The organism is Gloeothece verrucosa PCC 7822 (assembly GCF_000147335.1).
In the GTDB taxonomy this organism is placed as follows: Bacteria; Cyanobacteriota; Cyanobacteriia; order Cyanobacteriales; family Microcystaceae; genus Gloeothece; species Gloeothece verrucosa.
In genome coordinates, this window is record NC_014501.1 from 5,357,841 (window position 1) to 5,379,917 (window position 22,077).

General features: G+C 39.3%; 16 protein-coding genes. 6 read left to right on the plus strand and 10 right to left on the minus strand.

Translation table 11 applies throughout. The features are described from left to right. Positions 1–5: 5 nt before the first annotated feature. The 3 genes from CYAN7822_RS24050 to pyrE form a co-directional block, all read right to left on the minus strand. Complete coding sequence (locus CYAN7822_RS24050; RefSeq protein ID WP_013324855.1) at positions 6–1,334, minus strand: AAA family ATPase; 1,329 nt, start codon at positions 1,332–1,334, stop codon at positions 6–8. Continuing rightward, positions 1,334–4,108: an ATP-dependent chaperone ClpB gene (gene clpB, locus CYAN7822_RS24055; protein ID WP_013324856.1), complete on the minus strand. Its 2,775-nt coding sequence runs from the start codon at positions 4,106–4,108 to the stop codon at positions 1,334–1,336. Before clpB ends, CYAN7822_RS24050 begins: the two co-directional genes overlap by 1 nt. 251 nt (positions 4,109–4,359) lie before the next feature. Continuing rightward, complete coding sequence (gene pyrE, locus CYAN7822_RS24060; protein WP_013324857.1) at positions 4,360–4,968, minus strand: orotate phosphoribosyltransferase; 609 nt, start codon at positions 4,966–4,968, stop codon at positions 4,360–4,362. A 224-nt stretch (positions 4,969–5,192) separates the two neighbouring features. Here pyrE and CYAN7822_RS24065 point away from each other — a divergent pair, with 224 nt between their 5' ends. Together CYAN7822_RS24065 and CYAN7822_RS24070 are read left to right on the plus strand one after the other, a co-directional pair. Continuing rightward, a complete protein-coding gene (locus tag CYAN7822_RS24065) occupies positions 5,193–5,975 on the plus strand; it encodes an iron uptake porin (RefSeq protein WP_013324858.1) in 783 nt (260 codons plus the stop codon). 84 nt (positions 5,976–6,059) lie between these two features. Beyond that, complete coding sequence (locus tag CYAN7822_RS24070) at positions 6,060–6,503, plus strand: nucleoside deaminase (protein WP_013324859.1); 444 nt, start codon at positions 6,060–6,062, stop codon at positions 6,501–6,503. A 45-nt stretch (positions 6,504–6,548) separates the two neighbouring features. On the opposite strand, the gene CYAN7822_RS24075 is transcribed toward CYAN7822_RS24070, so the two are convergent. The 3 genes from CYAN7822_RS24075 to CYAN7822_RS24085 all read right to left on the minus strand — a co-directional run bounded on the left by CYAN7822_RS24075 (position 6,549) and on the right by CYAN7822_RS24085 (position 9,659). After that, entirely contained in the window at positions 6,549–6,746 is a 198-nt protein-coding gene (locus tag CYAN7822_RS24075; protein ID WP_013324860.1) for a hypothetical protein, read from the minus strand. Positions 6,747–6,995: 249 nt separating this feature from the next. Beyond that, positions 6,996–9,074: a cation:proton antiporter gene (locus tag CYAN7822_RS24080; RefSeq protein ID WP_013324861.1), complete on the minus strand. Its 2,079-nt coding sequence runs from the start codon at positions 9,072–9,074 to the stop codon at positions 6,996–6,998. Between the two features lie 117 nt (positions 9,075–9,191). Beyond that, positions 9,192–9,659 (minus strand): phosphate-starvation-inducible PsiE family protein, encoded by a 468-nt coding sequence (locus tag CYAN7822_RS24085; protein WP_013324862.1) that lies wholly within the window; start codon positions 9,657–9,659, stop codon positions 9,192–9,194. 393 nt (positions 9,660–10,052) lie between these two features. Here CYAN7822_RS24085 and CYAN7822_RS24090 point away from each other — a divergent pair, with 393 nt between their 5' ends. Then, positions 10,053–12,179 carry a serine/threonine-protein kinase gene (locus CYAN7822_RS24090; protein WP_013324863.1) on the plus strand — a complete coding sequence of 709 codons (2,127 nt, stop codon included), beginning with the start codon at positions 10,053–10,055 and terminating at the stop codon, positions 12,177–12,179. A 5-nt stretch (positions 12,180–12,184) separates the two neighbouring features. On the opposite strand, the gene CYAN7822_RS24095 is transcribed toward CYAN7822_RS24090, so the two are convergent. Further along, a complete protein-coding gene (locus CYAN7822_RS24095; RefSeq protein ID WP_013324864.1) occupies positions 12,185–14,659 on the minus strand; it encodes an HD family phosphohydrolase in 2,475 nt (824 codons plus the stop codon). 135 nt (positions 14,660–14,794) lie between these two features. Beyond that, positions 14,795–15,718: an ADP-ribosylglycohydrolase family protein gene (locus tag CYAN7822_RS24100; protein WP_013324865.1), complete on the minus strand. Its 924-nt coding sequence runs from the start codon at positions 15,716–15,718 to the stop codon at positions 14,795–14,797. A 375-nt stretch (positions 15,719–16,093) separates the two neighbouring features. Between CYAN7822_RS24100 and gyrB the strand changes: the two genes are divergently transcribed. From gyrB to CYAN7822_RS24115, 3 genes are all read left to right on the plus strand, one after another. Next, positions 16,094–18,016 carry a DNA topoisomerase (ATP-hydrolyzing) subunit B gene (gene gyrB, locus CYAN7822_RS24105; RefSeq protein ID WP_013324866.1) on the plus strand — a complete coding sequence of 641 codons (1,923 nt, stop codon included), beginning with the start codon at positions 16,094–16,096 and terminating at the stop codon, positions 18,014–18,016. Between the two features lie 66 nt (positions 18,017–18,082). Further along, on the plus strand, positions 18,083–18,343 hold the full coding sequence (locus tag CYAN7822_RS24110) for a CRR7 family NDH-1 assembly protein (protein WP_013324867.1): 261 nt from the start codon (positions 18,083–18,085) through the stop codon (positions 18,341–18,343). After that, entirely contained in the window at positions 18,340–18,654 is a 315-nt protein-coding gene (locus tag CYAN7822_RS24115) for a hypothetical protein (protein WP_013324868.1), read from the plus strand. Before CYAN7822_RS24110 ends, CYAN7822_RS24115 begins: the two co-directional genes overlap by 4 nt. 260 nt (positions 18,655–18,914) lie before the next feature. On the opposite strand, the gene CYAN7822_RS24120 is transcribed toward CYAN7822_RS24115, so the two are convergent. Together CYAN7822_RS24120 and CYAN7822_RS24125 are read right to left on the minus strand one after the other, a co-directional pair. Further along, positions 18,915–20,297: a 1-acyl-sn-glycerol-3-phosphate acyltransferase gene (locus tag CYAN7822_RS24120; protein ID WP_013324869.1), complete on the minus strand. Its 1,383-nt coding sequence runs from the start codon at positions 20,295–20,297 to the stop codon at positions 18,915–18,917. Positions 20,298–20,658: 361 nt separating this feature from the next. Then, positions 20,659–21,954 (minus strand): hypothetical protein, encoded by a 1,296-nt coding sequence (locus CYAN7822_RS24125; RefSeq protein ID WP_013324870.1) that lies wholly within the window; start codon positions 21,952–21,954, stop codon positions 20,659–20,661. Positions 21,955–22,077 lie beyond the last annotated feature (123 nt).

Genomic DNA, 22,077 nt, shown 5'->3' on the forward strand with positions numbered 1-22,077 from the left:
GTTGTTTAATCATCCAGATTAAATAGTTTATCGAAGGTTTCGTTAATAATTCGAGATGCACTATCTATTTTTTCTGCTTGAATTAGCTTGAGTTCAGGATCAATTATAGATTCATAACTATCACCGTCAATAAAATAAGCTGAAGTTCGCTCAATATCAAGCCAAAGTTTAGGATTTACAAGTTTAGCAACTTCATCAGGTTTATCTTTTCCAATTTGGTGAGCATATAATAGGTTATTAAATGCAGAAAGGATATAAGGGCTATGGGTAGTTATAATAATTTGATTCTGGTTAACATTAGCTAATAAAGCCATTAATTTAACCATTTCGTTTTGTGCTTCTGGGTATAAATGGGTTTCGGGTTCTTCAATAACAGTAAGAAAATTAGCTCCGATTAAAATAAGTCGGAATATGAATAATATAATCCATAAAGCTTCTTGTTGTCCTGATGAAGCATATCCTAATTTAACATAATTTTGGTCATTAAAATATAATCTTTCTTCTTCGCCCACTACTTTATATTTACTTTTTAATATTTTATTCATAATTTTAATAGCTATTTCAGATTCTTCAAAATTTTCTTTATGCTCATCAATATTTTTATGACTTTTGATTATATCTATTAAATCATTTTGAAATTCAGGCTTAAAAACTTTAGTGATTCCTATAAAATTTTGATTAAAAATATCTAAAGTTTCAAGATTGAAGTCTGAATCTTTTAAGAACGATAATAAACTTCTTGATGCAGGAATAAATATGATTGTTTTATCATTTTCAAAGAAACTATTAATTCGTTTTGTTAAAATATCTAAATAATTTTCTCTTTCTGTATTTAATTTATTCTTATCTAATGTTTGCTTCTCTAAAATTTGATTATTTAATTCTTCTTGCTTATAATTTATGACTTCTCTAAATATTCGCTCTAATTCTGTAGTAATAATTTCACTCCAAACAATTTGTAAAGCAAATTTAACTTCTAGTCCAGAAAAAAATTTTTGTTTAAGAGGAACAAATTCTATAAATTTATTATCTGAATAGTAATATTTAATTTTAAAAGGAGGATTCTTGTCAATATCCCACCAAATAATCGAAAGGTTTCGGGATAAATTTTTTTTAAATTCTTCAATTAAGTTATTAGTAGTTGGTAAATCTGATTGTTTAATAACATTATTAATGAAGTCAATTAGAAAATTTTTAACAGACTTAAAGAAAAAAATCAACTTAGCAATGGTACTTTTCCCACTAGCTTGAGGACCAATAAAAATCATAACATCTTTGACCTCAGCCTCAAAATAAGAGACTGGGCCAAAGTTTTCAATAATTATTTTTTCCATTACGGATAAACAATTTCAGGAACGACGGTTTCTATAACTTCATCATCATCATCATCATCATCATCATCCTCGAGTTGAGCTTGAACTTGAACGTGATCTTGAACGTGATCTTGAGCTTGAACTTGAACGTGATCTTGAACGTGATCTTGAACTTGATCTTTATTAAACGTCAAAGCATTATCCACACAATCAATAACAACAGTATCACCCTCAATGAAACTTTGTTCTAAAATCTTCATCGCCAGAGGATTCTCTAACTCTCGTTGAATTGCCCGTTTTAAAGGACGCGCCCCATAAGTCGGGTCATAACCCACATTAACAATATAATCCTGAGCCGCATTCGTCAAATCTAAGCTAATCTTTTGCTCAGATAACAATCTTTGAATCCGTTGCAATTGCAAACGAACAATATGACGTAACTCATCCTTCTTGAGAGTATGGAAAATAATTAAATCATCAATACGATTTAAAAACTCTGGGCGAAAATGCTTTCTCAAGGCGACTAATACCCGCTTCCGCATTTCCTCATAATCAGTATCATTAGCAGAAACATTCAAAATATGCTCACTACCAATATTACTGGTCATGACAATAATGGTATTGCGAAAATCTACCACTCGCCCCTGAGAGTCGGTTATGCGACCATCGTCAAGCACTTGTAATAAAATGTTAAATACATCCCGATGGGCTTTTTCCACCTCATCCAACAAAACCACCGAATAGGGACGACGGCGCACAGCTTCAGAGAGTTGTCCTCCTTCCTCATACCCCACATATCCCGGAGGAGCGCCAATTAAACGGGAAACCGCGTGTTTCTCCATATATTCGGACATATCTATCCGTACCATCGCCTCCTCAGAGTCAAACAAGAATTGAGCCAAAGCGCGGGCTAATTCGGTTTTTCCTACCCCTGTAGGACCCATAAATAAGAAAGAACCTATCGGACGCGAGGGGTCTTTCATCCCTGCCCTAGCGCGGCGTATAGCGGCGGCAACGGCGGCTACTGCTTCGGTTTGTCCGATCACCCGTTCATGGAGATGGTGTTCTAATTGTAGGAGTTTTTGCCGCTCGGTTTCTAGGAGGCGGTTAATGGGGATACCGGTCCAACGGGCGACAATTTCAGCAATATCTGCCTCGCTCACTTGTTCTCTTAATAAGCAAGTTCCTTCGGCTTGAAGTTCTAGTAATTTGATTTCTTTGGCTTCTATTTCTTGTTGTAAGACTTGTAATTTACCATATTTTAATTGAGCCGCTTTATTAAGGTCATAGGCTCTTTCTGCCTGTTCTACTTGCAGACGCAGTTGTTCTTCTTCTTCTTTTAGCCCTTTAATTTCGTCTAATAATTGCTTTTCCCCTTGCCATTGAGAAGAGAGATCTTGTTGCTGGACTTTTAACTCTTGTATTTCTTGTTCGATACGGTCTAAACGTTCTTTATAAGCGCGATCCAACACGGTTATTCCGGGGCGTTTTTCTTCTCCGGCTAAAGACAGTTTTTCCATCTCTAATTGCATCAACCGCCGATCTATGGATTCTAATTCAGTGGGTTTAGAAGTAATTTCCATTTTTAATTTAGCGGCGGCTTCATCTACGAGATCGATCGCCTTATCGGGTAAAAATCGATCAGTAATATAGCGATGAGAGAGAGTCGCGGCGGCTACTAAAGCGGAGTCAGTAATTTTTACCCCGTGATGGACTTCATAACGTTCTTTAAGTCCTCGCAGGATAGAAATAGTATCCTCTACAGAGGGTTCTTTAATATAAACCTGCTGAAAGCGGCGTTCTAGGGCAGGGTCTTTTTCAATATGCTTTCGGTACTCATCGAGAGTGCTGGCTCCAATACAGCGCAATTCTCCTCGGGCTAACATGGGTTTAAGGAGGTTGCCGGCATCCATTGAGCCGCCTTCTCTGGAACCGGCACCCACTACGGTATGAAGTTCATCAATAAAGAGAATAATTTGCCCGTCTGACTGGGTAACTTCCTTCATCACCGTCCGCAGACGTTCTTCAAATTCCCCACGATATTTAGCACCGGCGATCAGACTTCCCATATCTAAGGAAATTAATTGACGGTTTTTCAGGGACTCAGGCACATCTTTATTGACAATTCGTTGGGCGAGTCCTTCGGCGATGGCGGTTTTTCCGACACCCGGTTCACCAATGAGGACAGGATTATTTTTCGAACGGCGGGAGAGAACTTGAACCACGCGGCGAATTTCTTCATCTCGTCCTATGACGGGATCTAATTTTCCTTCTTTGGCTTGTTCTGTGAGGTCCCGTCCATATTTAGCTAGGGCTTCGTAGCGTTCTTCTTGGTTGGCTTCGGTGACTTTTTGAGTACCTCGGATGGCTTTAATATGAGCTTCTAAATCTTGAGGATCGAGGTTGAAACTCCGTAAACAGCGCCGCCCTATGCGTTCATCCTCAGCAAAACCTACTAGCAGATGTTCTACCGAGATAAATTTATCTTGCCAACTTTCTCGGGAAGCTTCAGCCCGGTCTAACATGATATCTAACCCTCGACCGAGGTAAAGTTCTACGGAGGGGATTTTTGGTTGGCGGCTGGCAAAGGTTTCCAGTTGTTGTTTTAGGCGAATTTGGTCAATCTCAGCCCGATTAAAAATCCGTGTCGCCAGTCCTTTTTCTTGTTCTAGGAGGGCAATAACTACGTGTTCAACTTCTAGCGTCTGATTTTTATAGCGGCGAGCAACTTCTTGAGATTTTACGATCGCGTCCCAGGCTTGTTCGGTAAATTTACTAGAGTCAGTTGGCTGCATTCTTGGCTTTCTCTCAATCCCTATGCAATTACGGGTTTCAGTGGTTAGTATAGCAATTTACTTGTTAGCTTTTTCTTGAAGTTTGAGGGAATGCTTACTTTTGTTACAGAGCCAATTAGATCTGTCCACTAATTTAATATTGTAACAAGAATATGGGGAGACAGTCACAGGGAATGACTAATGACGAATGACTGCGGGCTTTTTAGATCACTAAGACTATACCACAAAGCCGCTCTCTTATGGGCGAGGTTTTAGACCCATGATTTTCGATAACGTTGCTGAAGGTCCCGTATAGAAAACAAGGTTTGGAATTGCAACCCCACAGACTGATAAAACTCGGCACCGCCTTGTTCTCGATCCACCAAAGCGATAATCAAATCCACCTTTAAACCCGCATCCCGCAATCGTTCTACTGCCTGCATAGCTGACTTACCCGTCGTCACCACATCTTCTAAAACCACGACTTTAGACTCAGGCGCAAGGTCTGGGCCTTCGATATAAGCTTTAGTTCCATGTCCTTTCGCTTCTTTGCGAATAATTAAAGCCGGAATCGGACGATTTTCATAAGCTGAAACCACACTAACGGCGCTCACAATGGGATCAGCGCCTAAAGTCAGTCCGGCCACTGCCTGAGTATCTTCGGGCAACATGGATAATAACAAGCGTCCTACCGCTAAAGCCCCCTCTGCTGTGAGAGTAACTTTTTTGCCATTAATATAATAAGAACTTTGTTGTCCTGAAGAAAGAACAAACTCTCCCTCTTTATAAGCCTTACTTACCAATAAATCTAGCAAGATCTCACGTAAACTGCTCAGATCACTCGTAGCGACAGGAAGATTAGTTGTAAAATTTGTTGTCATGATGGGTGAATCCTACTCGGAATTTTAGTTAGAATTAAGCCAAATTCCCTTACTTGGATGATGTTTAACTCGATCATCCATTTAAGCATAATATCCTCTCTTGAACTATAACAGCGCGTGATCTGAGCCAAGGAGCCACTGACCACGCTACAAGGCTAGTTTAACCATGTCACCATACACCTACCCCCGATTTTTAACCTTTGGTTGTGAGGAAAAATAGACAGATGTTTACTCAAATTGGCAAACTTTTACTGTTAGGAGCCACAGTTTTCGCAACTGTGCTAGTTTCTGATGCTTACGCTGATAATTCCACTTCTTCACCCACTCCTCCCTCTTCAAATTCCCCATCTCCTCAGACACAAGAGCAAATCGCTAAATCCCTCTCTCAGCTTAGAAGTATTCAACAGTTACAAGATGTAAATCCCAGTAACTGGTCTTATGAAGCTCTCAAAAATTTAGTCGAAGGATATGGCTGTATTGTCGGATATCCTGATCGCACCTTTCGCGGCGATCGCGCTTTAACTCGCTATGAATTTGCCGCCGGGCTAAATGCTTGTATCGAGGCTTTAGAACGCCGCATTGTCGAGGCGCAAGCGACGACAAAACCGAGTGATGACCTCACTCCCATCGCTGAAATTAGACCCGTCCCTTATGAAGACTCCTACGAACAATTTGCAGAGATGTTTAACCGAGCTTTCTTCAACCGTACTGGACCATTTTGGGATATTTATCAAAGTTTTTGGGGTCAAGCAAATACTTACTTAGGTTGGCGAAACTTTCCGGGGTCGTTCTTAGAAAATGATATCGCCCGAGATGCCAAAACAATGAGTATTATTTTGCAAAATGGTTATCAACAGCAAACCCCTCTCCCGAGACTTCGCACTCTAGATTTACCTAATCCTTACAATACTTCAGTCCGACTCAATCCTTCTTATTTAAGTAATTTTCCTGCGAATCCATCTGGGGTAGATATTATTATTGAGCCGCCGAGGAGGGGTTACCCTTAAATTCAATCATTAGTCATTAGTTATTGGTCATTAGTCATTTCCTATTGCTTCCTGTCCTAAAAGAATTTTCTTGTGAGTTTAATGATGAATCCCAAAATTGATCATTTTATGCAAGCTGCCATCGCCGAAGCCAAACAAGGACTTCAAGAAGGAGGAATTCCTATTGGTTCAGTTTTAGTCAAAGATGGGCAAATCGTCGGTCGAGGTCATAATAAACGGGTACAAGATAATGATCCTGTTACTCACGCAGAAATTGATTGTTTACGCAATGCTGGCAGGATTGGGCAATATGGAGATAGCATTCTTTATTCTACTTTGATGCCCTGTTATTTGTGTGCCGGAGCAGTAGTTCAGTTTGGAATTAAAAGGGTTATTGCCGGAGAATCACTGACTTTTGCTGGTGCCAAAAATTTTATGGAGTCTCACGGCGTAGAAGTCATTGATTTAGATTTAGAGGAATGTAAACAGTTAATGAAAGATTTTATTGCTAAAAACCCTCGCTTATGGGATGAAGATATTGGCCGATAAAAGAAACTTATCAACTCTGATTTAAAGTTCAAAACCGCTTTTTATTCAAATCCCTACAACACTCAGTAACAACAGAATCAGTAAGCCCACTATCCAATTTAACCGAGAATAGGAACTAGAGCTAGGCGGCTGATGCGGCTCATAATCTCGCTTACCAAAGTTGGACCATAAGAAATAATAAGTATAAGGATCGCAGGAATAATCTGCTTTAGGATAATAATCTTCCCATTGACCGTCTGACATAAATACCTCCCCCACAAATGTTTATTTATTGACTTTTTTTAAGGATACTCTATCTTGACAAATACGACCAGTTTAAGATACAGGGATTTTATCGATCTGTAAAAGCAAGTTTCTTGAAAAATGACCGATTGTGTCAGTAATTTTACGATCTGCTAGAGTTGAACGATAGCTAGAAGATAATTTCATCAGCACTTCCAGACATTCCGTAATTTTGTAAAAAATTAAGTCGTTTTGATACAATAATCACGATCAACTATGTAAAGGTTCTCCAAACAGAACAATAGAACAAGTCAGCCGCTTTAAAAGTTGAGTCGTCAAATCACTCACCGCTAACCCCGCCACAGTACGGCGGCGCATAGAACGCAGCATCACCATATCATAATCAGAAGAAACTTGTAACACCGCTTGAGCGACATTATCGCTACGAATCATTCTAACCGTCATCTCAATTTTAGGTTGAAGTTGGGAAACCACTTGTGAGAGTTCCACCTCTAAAGCGGTCATCTCATTTTTAGAAGTTTTGCGGTCACAAACCCTCAATAATGTCACTTGCGCCCCATTCGTTTCAGCAAATAGTTGAGTAAATTGTATAATCTGCCGAATTTGAGAGGAGAGATATTTTACCGGAATCAACACTCGCTGAATCATCATCGGTTCCTTGAGTAAGCGCATCACCGCTACCGGACAATGAGAAGACCAAAAAACTCGATCGATTAGATTGCCAAATAAACGCGCACTCAAACTCGTGTTAGCACTCAATCCCATGACAATTAAATTGGCATTGTATTCTCTAGCTGTGCGACAAATTCCATTCGCTACATCATCATCAATACGGATAATGGGTTTAGCTTCTATCTCAAATTCTTGACTCACTCTCAAGGCTTTATCTAGCAATTGCTGACTGTTTTGTAAACTGATCTCCTGTAAAGGATCATCCATGTGGATCTGAGACTGAGTGATAGATAAAGGGATAATCTTCCCAGATTTATAACGCGCTAATAAAGCCGCCATAGCAATTAAATCTCGTTCGGTGCGGGGGTTATAAATCGGCACAACAACGGTAAAAATTTGAGCCAGGATTGACTGTTCTGAGGATAATTCAGGTTCAGGAGATAATTCTAAATCACTTTGTGGCGTGGATAATTTACGAGCAAATTTATCGGTGAGAACAGGACCTAAAATAGATGTGACCAGCATTAAAACAATAATGGTGCTTAAAACTGACTCATTGATCAGTCTTTCTCCTCGAGTATTGACCGTTTCATAAGCCACTAAAGCGGCGGCTAAGGTGGCAGCTACTTGAGGCAGAGAAAGTGACCACATGGTTAGCCCTTCATTCCACTGATAACGGTATACGGTTTTAATCACTATAGCCGCTACAAATTTAGAGATAATTAAGCCGCCGACAATACCAACGACTAAAAGAAGGTCTGATTGAATGGTTTGAATAAAGGTAGGAACATCTAATAACAAACCCATCCCGATAAAGAAAAATGGAATAAATAGGGTACTGCCCACAAACTCGATTTTTTCTTCTACAGGCCCCCCACCGATAACATCATTAACTGCTAATCCCGCTAAAAATGCGCCAACAATCTGCTCAATATTAATTAATTCTGCTCCGAAAGAGGCTAGAAATAGTGCCAGCAAAATAAATAAAAACTGATTACTTTCTTGGTTTCCTGTACGGCGAAAAAATTCTTTGCCGGCCCAATCTAAACCAAATAAAACAGTGGCGGCATAAATGGCTAGAGCCAATAATTGGAAAATTAAAGATTGTGGTGTAAAATTTCCGTGATGGATGGAAACACAAACAGCTAAAACTAACAGAGCCGAAATATCTGTAAAAATGGTTGCCCCGACGGTAATGATTACCGCTCTATTTTTAACTTTACCTAACTGTTGAACGATGGGAAAACCTAACAGAGTATGAGAAGCCAAAAGGGAGCCAATTAAAAAAGCCGTATTCCAACTAAAGCCAAACCATCGACCTACGGCTACTCCGGTGATTAAGGGAAAGATAAAAGTCGAGAACCCAAACGTTAAGGAGCGGTCTTTAGTTCTGCGAAATTCGGCTAAGTCAATTTCTAAACCAGCGACGAACATTAAATAAATTTTTCCAATATCAGAAAATAGCTTGATCGTTTCTGATTTAGGATCGATTACATCTAATCCATTTTTTCCTAATAGCACTCCCGCCACTAATAATCCCACTAAGCCAGGAAGTTTTATTTTTTCAAATATAGGAGGTAAAATTAAAACAACTAATAAAAGTATAGTGAAGGAAAATAAAGGATTCTCATGAAGCAGTTCGAATAATTTTTCCATATATAGGGAAATTCCTATCAGTCTTTCTCATATTGGATGGAACCTAGGTTTTCTTGCATCTACCTTAAGACTGAATAATTTAGCGGCTCTAGCTTGAAAAATCCCGTTAAATCAAGATTAAGACTTGCTATTCATACGCCGAATCAGCCAATAACTCCCAGAAAGAGCCGCACTAGCCACAGCTAAGGCAATTAAATCATTTTTGTTATACTTGACAGGATCAAAAATAATGATTTTACGAGCGATAGCAATTAAGGCTGTCACTACCACTAATTCCACTTGAACAATATGTTTTCTTAGATAAGCGGTAATATTTTCTAACAGTTCTAAGGCTATTAAAATATTTAAAAATAATCCAAATATTTCCAATAAAGTTTTATTAAAAAAACCGTAAGGTTCAGTAGCAAATAAATCTCTCATTAAAATAATAACTAAATCAAATAAAGACACTAAAATAACAATAACTAAAGCCACTGACAAAATTTTTGAGACAACATTTTCAACAACATGGATAAAATCCATAAATTTATCATCATTTTTTAAGCCCTCGGTAATATCAGTAATTAATTGATTAAAAAATTTCATTTTCTTTCTCTTACACTTGAGCAACTTACATTAAATAATGACTAAAGATTAAGGATTAGTTTTTACCGCTAACCTCTAAAACTTAGGAACCAATCTCTCCCAGTTTTTCGTCTTAGCTTGTATTAAATCATCTGAATTGTCTCTCCTTCTCCCTTGAATGTCTTTATGAGCATAGATATTAATCTATTTTACAAAAAAACACAATAGAGTAATTTCTATAAAAAAGATTACACCAAAAAACCCCATCTGTATAATGTTAATGATCAGGAATATTAATCTTTTTTGCAACTTTTAGTGATTTTTCTTAAAGATTAACCCATTTTCCGGGCTTCTTCGTCTCCTAAAACTCTCTCGCTCAGGTTAAAATAGACAACCAACACCCCTCCATCAATCATGCAATTAGCCCCAGGAAGAACCCTCAGTCAACGGTATTATATTATTCGTCAACTTGGACAGGGCGGTTTTGGCAAAACCTTTCTGGCAGAAGATCGCCATGTGCCTGATCATCCTCAATGCGTTGTCAAACAATTAACACCCCCAGGAAGCGAACCTGCTATTTTATTGGCGGCTAGGCGGCTATTTGCCACTGAGGCAAAAACGCTCTATCAGTTAGGGCACCATAGCCAAATCCCTAGCTTACTTGCTTATTTTGAGGAAAATCAAGAATTTTATTTAGTTCAGGAATACATAGAAGGTCAGATCTTAGCCGAAGAATTGAGGGCCCCCAATTATCAAAGAACAGAAGAAGAAGCGATTAAGCTTATTCAAGAAATTCTCGAAATAGTAGTATTTATTCAGCAAAAAAATGTCATCCATCGAGATATTAATCCTTCTAATTTAATTCGTCGTCAAATAGACGGTAAATTAGTATTAATTGATTTTGGAGCCGTTAAACAATTAACGACTCAGCTTGTACGGGATGGTAAAACGGTTGCCACTATAGCTGTAGGAACTCCGGGGTATTTTCCCAGTGAACAAGCTCATGGTCATCCTAAATTTAATAGTGATGTTTATGCGGTAGGAATTATTGCCCTACAAGCCTTAACCGGCTATAACCCTGGCAAATTGCCGACTCATTCAGAAACTGGGGAAATTTCTTGGCATCATTTAGCGAATGTTAGCCCAGAGTTTAGAGATATTTTAGATAAAATGATCCGCTATGATTATCGAGAAAGATACTCTTCGGCTAAAGAAGCTTTACAAGCTATCAAAACTTTACGTCATTCTTATGTAAAAGAGCAAAAAACGACGGCAACTCAAGCGGCTATTCTGCATCAATCTCGTCAAGCCCAATCTCGGATCATCAAAGTTTTAATGGCGTTAGCCATAATTGGATTAGCCGCCGGCGGGGTGGTCAGTATTGACTATTGGTTGTCTTTAAATAATGCGACAAAAATGTATAATAAAGGCAATACTTTATATCAATTACAACGATATGAAGATGCTTTACAAGCTTATGATACTTCTTTAAATATTAATCCTAATAATGCTAATGCTTGGCAAGGGAAAGGAGATACCCTACAGGCTTTAAAACGTTATCAACAAGCACTAGACTCTTATGATGAAGCTATTCAAATTCAGCCAGACAGTTGGCAAGCTTGGATGGGAAGAGGAAAGGTTTTAGAAAAGTTAGGCCGTAATTTAGAGGCAATTAACAGTTATGAAAAAGTCATTATTTTTAAGGATAATTCTTGGGAAGCTTGGTCGAATTTAGGAGAACTTAAAGTTAAATTAGCCCAGTATTCAGAAGCGATAAAAGATTTAGAGAAATCCTTAAAACTTAATCCAGATAACGAAGAGGCATGGTATCAAAAGGGATGGTCTTTACAAAATCTCAAAAAATATGAAGATGCCATTAAATCTTATGATGAAACGGTAAAAGTTAATTCTAGTTTTTCTCAGGCTTGGTATCAAAAAGGCAATATTTATATGAATTTAGAAAAATATAATGAGGCGAGCGAAAATTATGCTAAAGCCGTACAATTTCAACCCGATTTATATCAAGCTTGGTATAGTCAAGGAATTGCTTTAAATCGATTAAATCGTTATGAGGAAGCCTTAAAAACTTTTGAAAAAGCGACTCAAGTGCAATCTTTATCTTTTGAAGCTTGGTATCAAAAAGCATGGACTTTACATATTTTAAAACGTTATGCTGAAGCCGTGAGTGCTTATACCACCGCCATTCGATTACGCCCTAGAGATCAACAAGCTTGGTATAATAAAGCTAATTCTCTTTATAATTTCGGTGAATATGAAGAGGCTACAGCCGCTTATAAGCAAGTTATTGCTCTACAAAAAGATTATTATCCAGCCTGGAAAAGTTTAGGCAATAGTCTCTTGAAACTTGAACGTTATCAAGAAGCGATTAATGCTTATAATCAAGCTTTGCGCTATAAACCTGATCAGCCAGAAGTTCAAGCCAGTAAAAAACAAGCAGAACAGTTGTTAGAGTCAACCCTAAAAATCCAGCCAGAAGACACACAACAGAATGGGGAGACTCCACAACCCAACACATTTTAAAACCATTAAGTTTTTGAGGATTGAGGTTCTAAAGCCGCTTTCGGGTAAGCAATGCGTTGATGATGAAACTGCTGCCACACTTGCACAAATACATCAGCAATGATCTTTAATTCTTCCTCTTTAATGCCGCTATCTTTGAGTTGTCCATCTCGCCAACGCGCCAGAAAAATCTTGTGAATGGTGGAGCGGGCGATGTCGGGGGTAGCATCCTTGAGCGAACGCAGGGCGGCTTCACACCCATCAGCTAACATGACTATACCGGTTTCTCGGGTTTGAGGAATTGGACCATCATAGCGAAAATCATTCTCATTAATTTCTGTCCCATTAGCCTGCGCTTTTTGTTTTGCCTGATAGTAAAAATAAGCGATTAATAAGGTTCCTTGATGTTCGGGAATAAAATCTCGAATCACTCTCGGTAAACCATTCTTTTTCGCCATGACGATGCCTTCGTTAACGTGCTTTTTAATAATTTCTGCACTCTTCCAAGGATCATTAATTTCGTCATGTTTGTTGGGGTTTCCCATCTGATTTTCAATAAACCCTAATGGGTCGTGCATTTTTCCAATATCATGATATAGAGTTCCTGCCCTCACCAGTTCTACATTACAGTGAAGCCGACGAGCCGCCGCTTCGGCTAAACAAGCCACTAACAAGGTATGTTGAAATGTACCAGGTGCTTGAGTAGCGAGTCGTTGCAGAAGATAACAATTAGGATTGGATAATTCAATCAGACGAATGGGGGTTACTAAATCAAACAGGCGCTCTAAATACGGCGATATCCCAATGGCTACGATACTCCAAGCCATGCCCGACAATCCATAAATCATGGCATCCGGTAACAGAGAAAACCAAATAGTTTTAGGAACTGCGCTCACAATTAGATTCAGAAGGTAATAGACTCCTCCTTCAACTAAACCCACAGCCCCTCCTAAAAGAGCGAGTTCATCCCGAGAACGCAGTCTTTCTGCCATCGCTGCGGCTAAAAGTCCACCGGCAGCACCGGCGATTAAAGCGCCACTTAATGATTGTGCAGAAAAAGAAGTTAATCCGGTCAAAAGAAGCACAGATGTGATGGCTAAAGGAGAACCATAAAAACTACTGACTAAAAAGCCGACGGCGGGTAAATTGGTGGGTAAATGTTTGTCGGTGTAAGGAATTTTAAACGTTACTAATAAAGGAGTGCTAATACTTAATAAACAGAGTAATAGATAATCTCGACGACGCAGAGGGCGATGCAGTTTTTTGTCCACCCAACAGAAAATTCCCATGCTGCCGGCTACCAGAATTCCCGATACCCCTAATCCCTGCCAATCAATTCCTCGACGACTTAATCCAAAACCATCTAGCAAGACAAAATCTTCTTCAGTAATTTTCGCTCCTTGTCTGACGATGACTTCTCCTTTTTTAATTTCTACATACAAGGGTTCAATGGCTTTAGCCGCTTCTTCTGCTCTTTTGGCTGTGGCTTCTTTGTCAATTTCTAAATTCGATTGCTCTTGTAAGCTACTTAATAATAACGTGGCGGCTATGGATTGAATAGGGTTCGAGATTTGATCGTCTTTGAGTTGCATATTAACCGTTTGTTCTAGATGTTCAACGGTCAAGCCTGGAGGTAATCCTTGAATGAGAATTTCATGTAAAATACTAATGATTTCTTGTTTGAGATTTTGCCAAGCTGATGCACTCAATTGAAGTAAGGTCACTGTATCTTGTAGACTCAGTTGAGATGGTTTCTTTTCATACAAGGTTGCCATCACCTGACTATATTTTTGACGAGATTGAGTCACCTTGTTGATGAAAGCGTCAAATTCTGAAGCGGAGAGAGACTGACGATAACTTTGAAGCGCGGCTATGATATTTTGTTGAGAATTGTCTGAGGCTTTTGAGGGGGGTGAAGTGAGTTTATTGACTGGGGTACCGAACGAGTTCCGCACTGGGGTGGGGGCTTGCTTTTTGAGCGGCTGGTTTTTGAGGGTTTTAATGATTTGTTCCCAATCGGATTTTGAAGCTGAAAGTAAATTTTGCTGAACCTCTGTCGAGATAGCACTACTTGACACTAGGGCAATATTTCCGCCGGTTTGTCTGAGATGATCAATTGTATCTAATAAATTATATAATGATTGCTCTATTTGAACGGTCTCATCAGGTGAACGACGTAAAATCGGATTTATTCCTGTGCGGGCTTCTTGTCGTTTTTGTTCGGTTTTTTGTTTATCCTCAAAGCGTCCATCTGAGGGGGCTTTAATGGTTTCAGGAGAGCGAGTAGCTACCGCTAATTGGGGTTGATTATAAAAACGATAGCCCACCACGCTAGTCAGACTAAATACGGCTACTGTGAAGATCAAAGACGGTTGTACTTTATTGAGATGACATAATGCCTGTATCAGTTTACTGCGATGTACCCGACAATCAGTGATGGTCGGAACTTTTTTGGGATTCAGTTTTTGGGTTTTCGAGAAAAATAAATTAAAACCTTTCATAATTTGTAAAAACCATAACCTCGAAATTCGTTAATCGGGAAGGGGATTTATCAGTATTAATTACGGGAACCTAAACAGAACTTTTGGTACATCAATTTATTAAAATCTAATTTAAGCCAATCCACTAAAAAAAAATTAAAGGTGTGTTTGAGAAATCATTTTAACGGCAGGTCTGGCTTGAATGATGAGAGGAGAAGCAATGGCAGCACTTTCAAGGGTTTGAAGAGTACAAGGCTGGTCCACGCCTGACCAAACTGCCCATAAGTCTATCGCTTGTTGGTACATTTCTTGAGGGATTGGATCATTTTCAAGTTGCAGTCGCCAAGCAATGGGGATGCCGCTTATCCCATTATACACCCCTGCTAAAATGCCAGTTAAAGCGGCTGTCAGGGAAGGTTGATAGTCTAATTGTTTAGCCGCTTTTACGCATAAACTAAATTCTTGGGCTGTATAACTGAAACAGTAGCAAGCTAAGGCAATTTCATGGGGATGATGTTTACCCGAACGGTATAACTGAGAAGCCGCTTGTTGTAAGGGAATTTTTGCTTTTAAAAAAGTCTGTAGCTGTTCTAGTTGTTGCCCTAAAGGAGTTTGAGTGATCTGATGTCGCAAGCAGAGTTGGTCTATTAAAGGACTCAGTTTTAGTTTTTCTCGTAAAATTAGCCGGAGCGCATCCTGCCAAATGATGACTTCTTCTAAGGTTTCTTGAGATTGTTGCCCAATGCCTTTGAGCGAGTATAAATACTCTTTAAATTGACTGGGGGAATCGTGAAAAAATAACGCTAAAGGCAGAGTGCTTAAAGCGATTATTGCGCTACTTATAGGCACTTGAAAAAAAAGCGGCTCTGAGAGTTTCTGTTGTGCTAAAATTTCTAACCAATTCTCTTGGGTTATTTGCCCTGAGTCAATGAGGAGCTTTGTTAGACTCATAGCCAGTTTAATCCAAGCTAACAGTTGCTGATCTAGGTGGGAAAGTTGGTTATTTTCTTTATTTAAGGATGCTCCAATCCATGCTCCGAGTAAACCCCCTTGAAATCGATTTAAAAGTGAAAGCTGCATGATGGCTTAATGAAGGTTTATTTTTTTCTGTTGCTATTTTATAAGAAAATAGACCCAAGGTGTATAAACTCAGGCTCTCTCAAAAGATTTCACATCAATCTCATATCAATATAATTTCTTAACAGATTGCTTTTAAATCAATAAAGTCTAATTTCTGTTGATAGCCTTTTGAGTGCTAAAAGCTTCCCTTTCTAGGTTAATATATTAGTACCAATGAGCTTGGCTAACCCTGGGGGACACTAGCCCCTGCACCCCTTTTTAAAAATCTCTTCAAATTGGGTTCAAGCAGTCTTTAACCCTTTTGTGTTAGAATTTTTGAAGATTTTGTCATCAAGGGGTCAAACCCTGACTCCAAGCCTGTATTCGGAAAAAGATATGACGAGCAACTACGGTGCAGAACAAATACAAGTTCTTGAAGGTCTAGAACCGGTACGCAAGCGTCCGGGGATGTATATCGGTTCAACAGGGCCGCGAGGACTTCATCATCTTGTATATGAAGTCGTTGATAACTCTATTGATGAAGCTTTAGCGGGGTACTGTACTCACATCGAAGTGGATATAAATCCTGATGGTTCTGTCACCGTAACTGATGATGGACGAGGAATTCCCACCGATACCCATCCTACCACCGGAAAATCCGCCTTAGAAACGGTTATGACCGTCCTCCACGCGGGCGGAAAATTTGGCGGCGGCGGTTACAAAGTTTCTGGGGGGTTGCATGGGGTAGGGGTTTCAGTGGTGAATGCCCTCTCTGAATGGGTAAATGTAACTGTCTGGCGCGATCAAAAAAGGTTTACTCAACGTTATGAAAGAGGCATTCCCGTTACCTCATTAGAAAGTCAGCCAGAAACCGATCACTCTACAGGAACTTCTGTATCTTTCTTACCCGATACTCAAATTTTTTCGGATGGGATTGAGTTTGACTATAGCACTCTGGCGGGACGTTTACGAGAACTGGCCTATCTCAATGCAGGGGTGAGAATTACCTTTAGCGACAAACGCCTAGAACAACCCCGAGTAGAAAGCTACTGTTATGAAGGGGGAATTAAAGAGTATGTGGCCTATATGTGTCGGGAAAAGCAACCCCTTCACGAAGAGATTATCTATGTACAAGGCGAAAGAAACGGAATTCAAATAGAAGTTGCACTTCAGTGGTATATCGATACCTATAATGATAATCTTCTCGGTTTTGCCAATAATATCCGCACCATTGACGGAGGAACCCATTTAGAAGGATTAAAAGCGGTTCTTACCCGCACGCTTAATAATGTTGCTCGTAAACGCAATAAAATTAAAGAAAACGAGCCGAATTTGGCGGGTGAAAACGTCAGAGAAGGGCTAACCGGCGTGATTTCCGTTAAAGTTCCTGAACCTGAATTTGAAGGACAAACTAAAACTAAACTCGGTAATACCGAAGTTCGCGGCATTGTAGATTCTTTAGTGGGAGAAGTTCTGGGGGAATATCTCGAATTTCATCCTCAAATCGCCGATAGTATTATCGAAAAAGCCGTACAAGCATTTAAAGCCGCAGAAGCCGCCCGACGCGCCCGAGAATTAGTCCGCCGCAAGTCGGTTTTAGAGTCTTCGCCTTTACCGGGTAAATTAGCAGATTGTAGCGAAAGAGATCCGGCTAAGTCAGAAATCTTTATTGTTGAGGGCGATAGTGCAGGCGGTTCGGCTAAACAAGGGCGTGATCGGCGTTCTCAAGCGATTCTTCCTTTACGGGGTAAAATTCTCAACATCGAAAAAACAGATGATGCGAAAATTTATAAGAATAATGAAATTCAATCCCTAATTACCGCATTAGGTTTAGGCATTAAAGGAGAAGAATTTGATGCCGCACAATTACGCTATCATCGCATAATAATTATGACTGATGCTGATTATGATGGCTCTCATATTCGGACTTTATTACTAACATTTTTCTACCGCTATCAACGCTCAATTGTCGATCAAGGTTACATTTATATCGCTTGTCCTCCACTCTATAAAGTTGAGCGAGGCAAAAATCACCGCTACTGTTACAATGAGCGAGAGCTACAACAGTATATTAGTGAGCTTCCCCCCAACGCTAATTACTCGATTCAACGATTCAAAGGGTTAGGGGAAATGATGCCGCAACAACTTTGGGAGACAACCATGAACCCTGAAACCCGTCTCCTTAAACAAGTGGAAATTGAAGACGCGGCTAAAGCCGAAGAATTATTTACTATTTTGATGGGCGATCGCGTTTTACCCCGACGGGAGTTTATTGAGACTCACGGACCTCGATTAAAACTGACCGACTTAGACATCTAATCTTTCTTTAGGGGTTAGGAAAAATACCTAATCCCTTCCCGGTTTCCTGTTCCCTATTTAAAACCTATGCCAGATTCAATCATGTATCAAGAGGACTGTTATGTTGTCCTCGAACCCGATCAAGATGAGCAATTCCTGACACATGAGGAGTTGCTAGAAAAGCTCAAAGCCATATTACAAACTCGACAAAACGACTTACCGAGAGAGTTACAGAAGTTTACATCAATTGATAAACAGGCCCAACACCTCATAGAAAATTTTTATGAGATTGATGTTGGCCCTGGACAATACCTACAATGGTATATAGTACGCTTAGAAAAATTATGACTAAACTAGGTCTCTATTGTACCACACTTGTGCTTTTTAGCAACATGGTATTTCCTACAGTGGTAAAAGCTTTGTCTTTTGGCGAAGCTGTGGGAATAGGTGCCGGCGTAATTCTCATCGATCAAGCGATCGACAATAACCGACAACGGCATCGTTATGTTGCTCCTAGGCAGGAATATGAACGAGGACTCGAAGATGGTTACAATGATGCCAGATACGATAATCCTCGGCGCTCAAGAGACTACGATGAAGGATATAACCATGGCCGCACTCGTTGGGCCCAGGGATGGCGAACGCCTTCAGATCGATAAAACAGTGGTCTAGAGGCCATAATTTCTCGGTTATGCTTATTGGTTCTTCTCATATTGTTAATTAATTTGATTTTATATTTTTAATTAAAAGGGTTGGCCGAAAATTATTGCGCTAACCCTTTGTTATGGTTGTTTGCTTTCATTACTCAGCCGCATTTAAGAGACTGTTTAATAGGTTGAGGTGCGTTACGCTACGCTAACACACCCTACTATTGTCTTAAGAGGTGCGTTACGCTACGCTAACACACCCTACTATTGTCTTAAGTCTCTAAGATTAGATGTTCTAAAGCCGCTTGTAAATCGGTAGTTAAAGCCGCTACTGCCTGACGACGATTGGCTTTATACTCATCCCAACGAGCAGAAATAGAAATCGGTTCACCCACTTGCATACTCACAGTTTGCTTGCCTAATTGAGGACGAAAATAGGGGTTTTCTCCCTTAATTCGATTAACTAAACTCCAGACTAACAAAATGGTTTCTGCAAACCTTTCAGCACTGGGTTTTTCTTTGACATAATGTCCCGTTACAGCCACAAAATTCTCGACAATTCTCATGTGCCACATTCTTAAGCTTGCCTCTTCGGCTACACGATCCGCAAGTCCTCTTTCTACCGAAGATAAAGAATGATTTGATTTAAATTCCTCTCGATAAATATAATCCCATCCCGCTTGTTCAACCCGGCGACAACGCTCAACCATATTGCGGTTAGATGGTAAATTAAAATACTGTTCGGCCACTTGTAACGCGACATTGAGTAAGTTTTGTAAGCGGCTTTTTAAAATTTGATTCTGTTCTAATTCTGACGGGGCAACTTCTGGAATAGTTTGATGATAATTCTCTCGATAAAAATTTTCCATTAAAGATAATAAATGCTCTCCGAGCGAAAACAGTCGTTGATAAAGACTACTTTCATCTATTTTGCCGATTAAATCAGTTGGGCAATTAATGCCTGTATCTAGCTCTAATTGGGTTAACAGTTTTTCGATCGCTTCCCAAGGAGGAATTAAATAATGATACTGTATGCCAATAGGCACAATCAAAACCTCTTGATGGCTATGGGCTTTTTGTAAATCATTGACACACCAAAAGCCTAATTGAGCGATTCCGGGTTCGATGGGGCTGACTATTTCATTATGACCATTGGTTGCGCCTTCTGGGGCTGCTGCGATGGGAAAAGCCCCCTCACTAAACAAACTTCGGGCTGATCGCAACCCTAATAAATCGGCTGTTCCTCGTTGAATTGACGTGCCGCCTAAATGAGACATTAACCATCCCACCCCGGCACCCGCCCACAAAGGTATGCCGCGATCATAAATAAAATGGGCATGAATCGGCGATTGCAGAGATATACCCTTTTGTTTGGCCACTTGGGGCACCAGTTTCCAAAGCAGATAGGCCATCGCGTAGGGATCGTTCACACTAGGATGGCGAAAGGCCATTAAAAAGCGAATTTTTCCTTGCTGAAACTGAGAATATAAATCTACTAAACGTTCAACGTTATCGGCTTGAATATCCCTTAAATGAGTTTTATTTCGCAACCATAAAGGTAAGAATATTTGACATCCCTGTAACAGTAGAGGGTTAAAGCGAGGCGGAATAAATTCTAATGGGGGTTGAGCGCGGGTTATCAGTTGACGAGTCATCACTATAAAGAAGATTAAAATAAGCTGATCTTGATACCGTCATTGTACTGAGCAGGAATGAACACTAGCAGGGTGAATGGGCAGTTTCCTATTTAGCACACCGCAACCTATTGATAATTAACCCCAATGGGTGAGAAAGATTCGCCGAACTGGATGAAGAAATCTTTTGAGCAAAACTAATAATCTAATGATATTGAGCCTAAAATAAAAAAGCTGAAAGCCGCTAAAGTTCGATTTAAAGCCGTTTCTAAAACTCTTAGTTAAGTTTTAATCAGTTTTTTTCTTTCACTGGTTGAGATAGGAAGTTTAAAGTTAGGGACTGGGGAATAGGAATTTTACCTAAACCCTAATCCCTATTATTTTATTCATTCATATTTTTCAGAGTGGCGACGGCTGAAGGGGAAATTTGATTCATATAGCGAAAAATCCAGTATTTAAATATGGTATCTAAAATCACGGGAAAAGTGGCAATAAACAGAAAAATTGCGCCTCGATTAGCCGGAAGTCCTAAGTGTTCGGATAATCCTTCTAGAATTACTTCCCATCCATGAGGAGAGTGAAACCCGACAAACATATCCGTAAATAAAATGAGGATAAAGGCTTGGGCGCTATCGCTTAAGCCTCCAATAATCTCTCCTAAAAATAGTTTTAAAGCTCTTACGCCTTTGGGATTAGTTATCACGACTCCAGCAAAAGCAAGCACTCCCAATAAATCGGATAAGACATTACTAATAGCTCCGTTGCCTTTATGATAAAATTCTTCAGCCAGTTCATTCGCTTTGTTCATTATTTTTTCTTCCATCTCTTCAGCAGAAATTTTTGGGGCGCGATGGAGTAAGTTATTAAATTTTAGTTCTTCTTCAAAGGCTTGTAATTCTCGCATCGCTTCTTCTTTCATTTCTTGATGCAGAAAGATCGGAGTCTTTTCAAAGCTACGGAAATGTTCAACGACTGGCAAAACTAAAAATTGTTTAGATACTTTTTGAACTAATAAAGGAACGAGAATTAATAAAATTAGACAGCGAATTCCTTGTCGGGTATTGCGGCTAGAGTAGCGCAGATTTTGTAAGTATTGTTCTTCGGAGCGAGGATTCATATCTCTTTTGATTTTTTTGATGGTTCTGCCCAAGGAACGGGAAAATATTTTAGAATCATCAGCCGTCATACTTTTTATTTCAATAACCGGTTCATAACTAGAATCATAAGCGTTTTGTGAGGAGTTTTTAGAAGAAGTTGGGATTTTATTAATTGCCGGTGAATTTGAGTTGACTATCGCTAAATTTTCCTCGAAATTTTGATAACGATTTAGGATTTCATCAATGATTTTTAGTGAGTCTAAAAAACGATAATCAGAACCTTTTAACAATAATCGACTAACTTTGAATTCCGCTAAATTTATTTTAATAATATTTAATTGCTTTTCCACATCGGCTTGAAAACAGTCAAAAATATTTTGGCTGTAATTTTTTGACAAGAGGGAGACTTTTTTACCGTCAAAATGTTCCTTTTCTATCTCACCTATTTTTAAAGCGGCTTGATAGGCTTTTAAAATCGCTCTTTCTGGAGTTTGACTCAACCATTTATGAGGAGAAAACAGCACATTTTTTAAAGTGAATGATAACCGTTCAGAGTCCGAAGGCATAAGAGAGGTTTTCATATTTTTCCAGGTATCAAGTTATGTTATTGACTGAAATTTTGGACTTAGCCTCAAGAAGTTGATACTAAATCCAAAATTTTGTATATTAAAGGTCAACTTTCTAAGTTTAGCTGTAAAATGGGT

Bases quoted from the DNA above. Each gene is read 5' to 3' on its own strand.
- clpB (WP_013324856.1), bottom strand. From the start codon at position 4,108: ATGCAGCCAACTGACTCTAGTAAATTTACCGAACAAGCCTGGGACGCG.
- pyrE (WP_013324857.1), bottom strand. From the start codon at position 4,968: ATGACAACAAATTTTACAACTAATCTTCCTGTCGCTACGAGTGATCTG.
- CYAN7822_RS24075 (WP_013324860.1), bottom strand. From the start codon at position 6,746: ATGTCAGACGGTCAATGGGAAGATTATTATCCTAAAGCAGATTATTCC.
- CYAN7822_RS24100 (WP_013324865.1), bottom strand. From the start codon at position 15,718: ATGCAGCTTTCACTTTTAAATCGATTTCAAGGGGGTTTACTCGGAGCA.
- CYAN7822_RS24085 (WP_013324862.1), bottom strand. From the start codon at position 9,659: ATGAAATTTTTTAATCAATTAATTACTGATATTACCGAGGGCTTAAAA.
- CYAN7822_RS24065 (WP_013324858.1), top strand. From the start codon at position 5,193: ATGTTTACTCAAATTGGCAAACTTTTACTGTTAGGAGCCACAGTTTTC.
- CYAN7822_RS24115 (WP_013324868.1), top strand. From the start codon at position 18,340: ATGACTAAACTAGGTCTCTATTGTACCACACTTGTGCTTTTTAGCAAC.
- CYAN7822_RS24080 (WP_013324861.1), bottom strand. From the start codon at position 9,074: ATGGAAAAATTATTCGAACTGCTTCATGAGAATCCTTTATTTTCCTTC.
- CYAN7822_RS24050 (WP_013324855.1), bottom strand. From the start codon at position 1,334: ATGGAAAAAATAATTATTGAAAACTTTGGCCCAGTCTCTTATTTTGAG.
- gyrB (WP_013324866.1), top strand. From the start codon at position 16,094: ATGACGAGCAACTACGGTGCAGAACAAATACAAGTTCTTGAAGGTCTA.
- CYAN7822_RS24095 (WP_013324864.1), bottom strand. From the start codon at position 14,659: ATGAAAGGTTTTAATTTATTTTTCTCGAAAACCCAAAAACTGAATCCC.
- CYAN7822_RS24120 (WP_013324869.1), bottom strand. From the start codon at position 20,297: ATGACTCGTCAACTGATAACCCGCGCTCAACCCCCATTAGAATTTATT.
- CYAN7822_RS24090 (WP_013324863.1), top strand. From the start codon at position 10,053: ATGCAATTAGCCCCAGGAAGAACCCTCAGTCAACGGTATTATATTATT.
- CYAN7822_RS24125 (WP_013324870.1), bottom strand. From the start codon at position 21,954: ATGAAAACCTCTCTTATGCCTTCGGACTCTGAACGGTTATCATTCACT.
- CYAN7822_RS24110 (WP_013324867.1), top strand. From the start codon at position 18,083: ATGCCAGATTCAATCATGTATCAAGAGGACTGTTATGTTGTCCTCGAA.
- CYAN7822_RS24070 (WP_013324859.1), top strand. From the start codon at position 6,060: ATGAATCCCAAAATTGATCATTTTATGCAAGCTGCCATCGCCGAAGCC.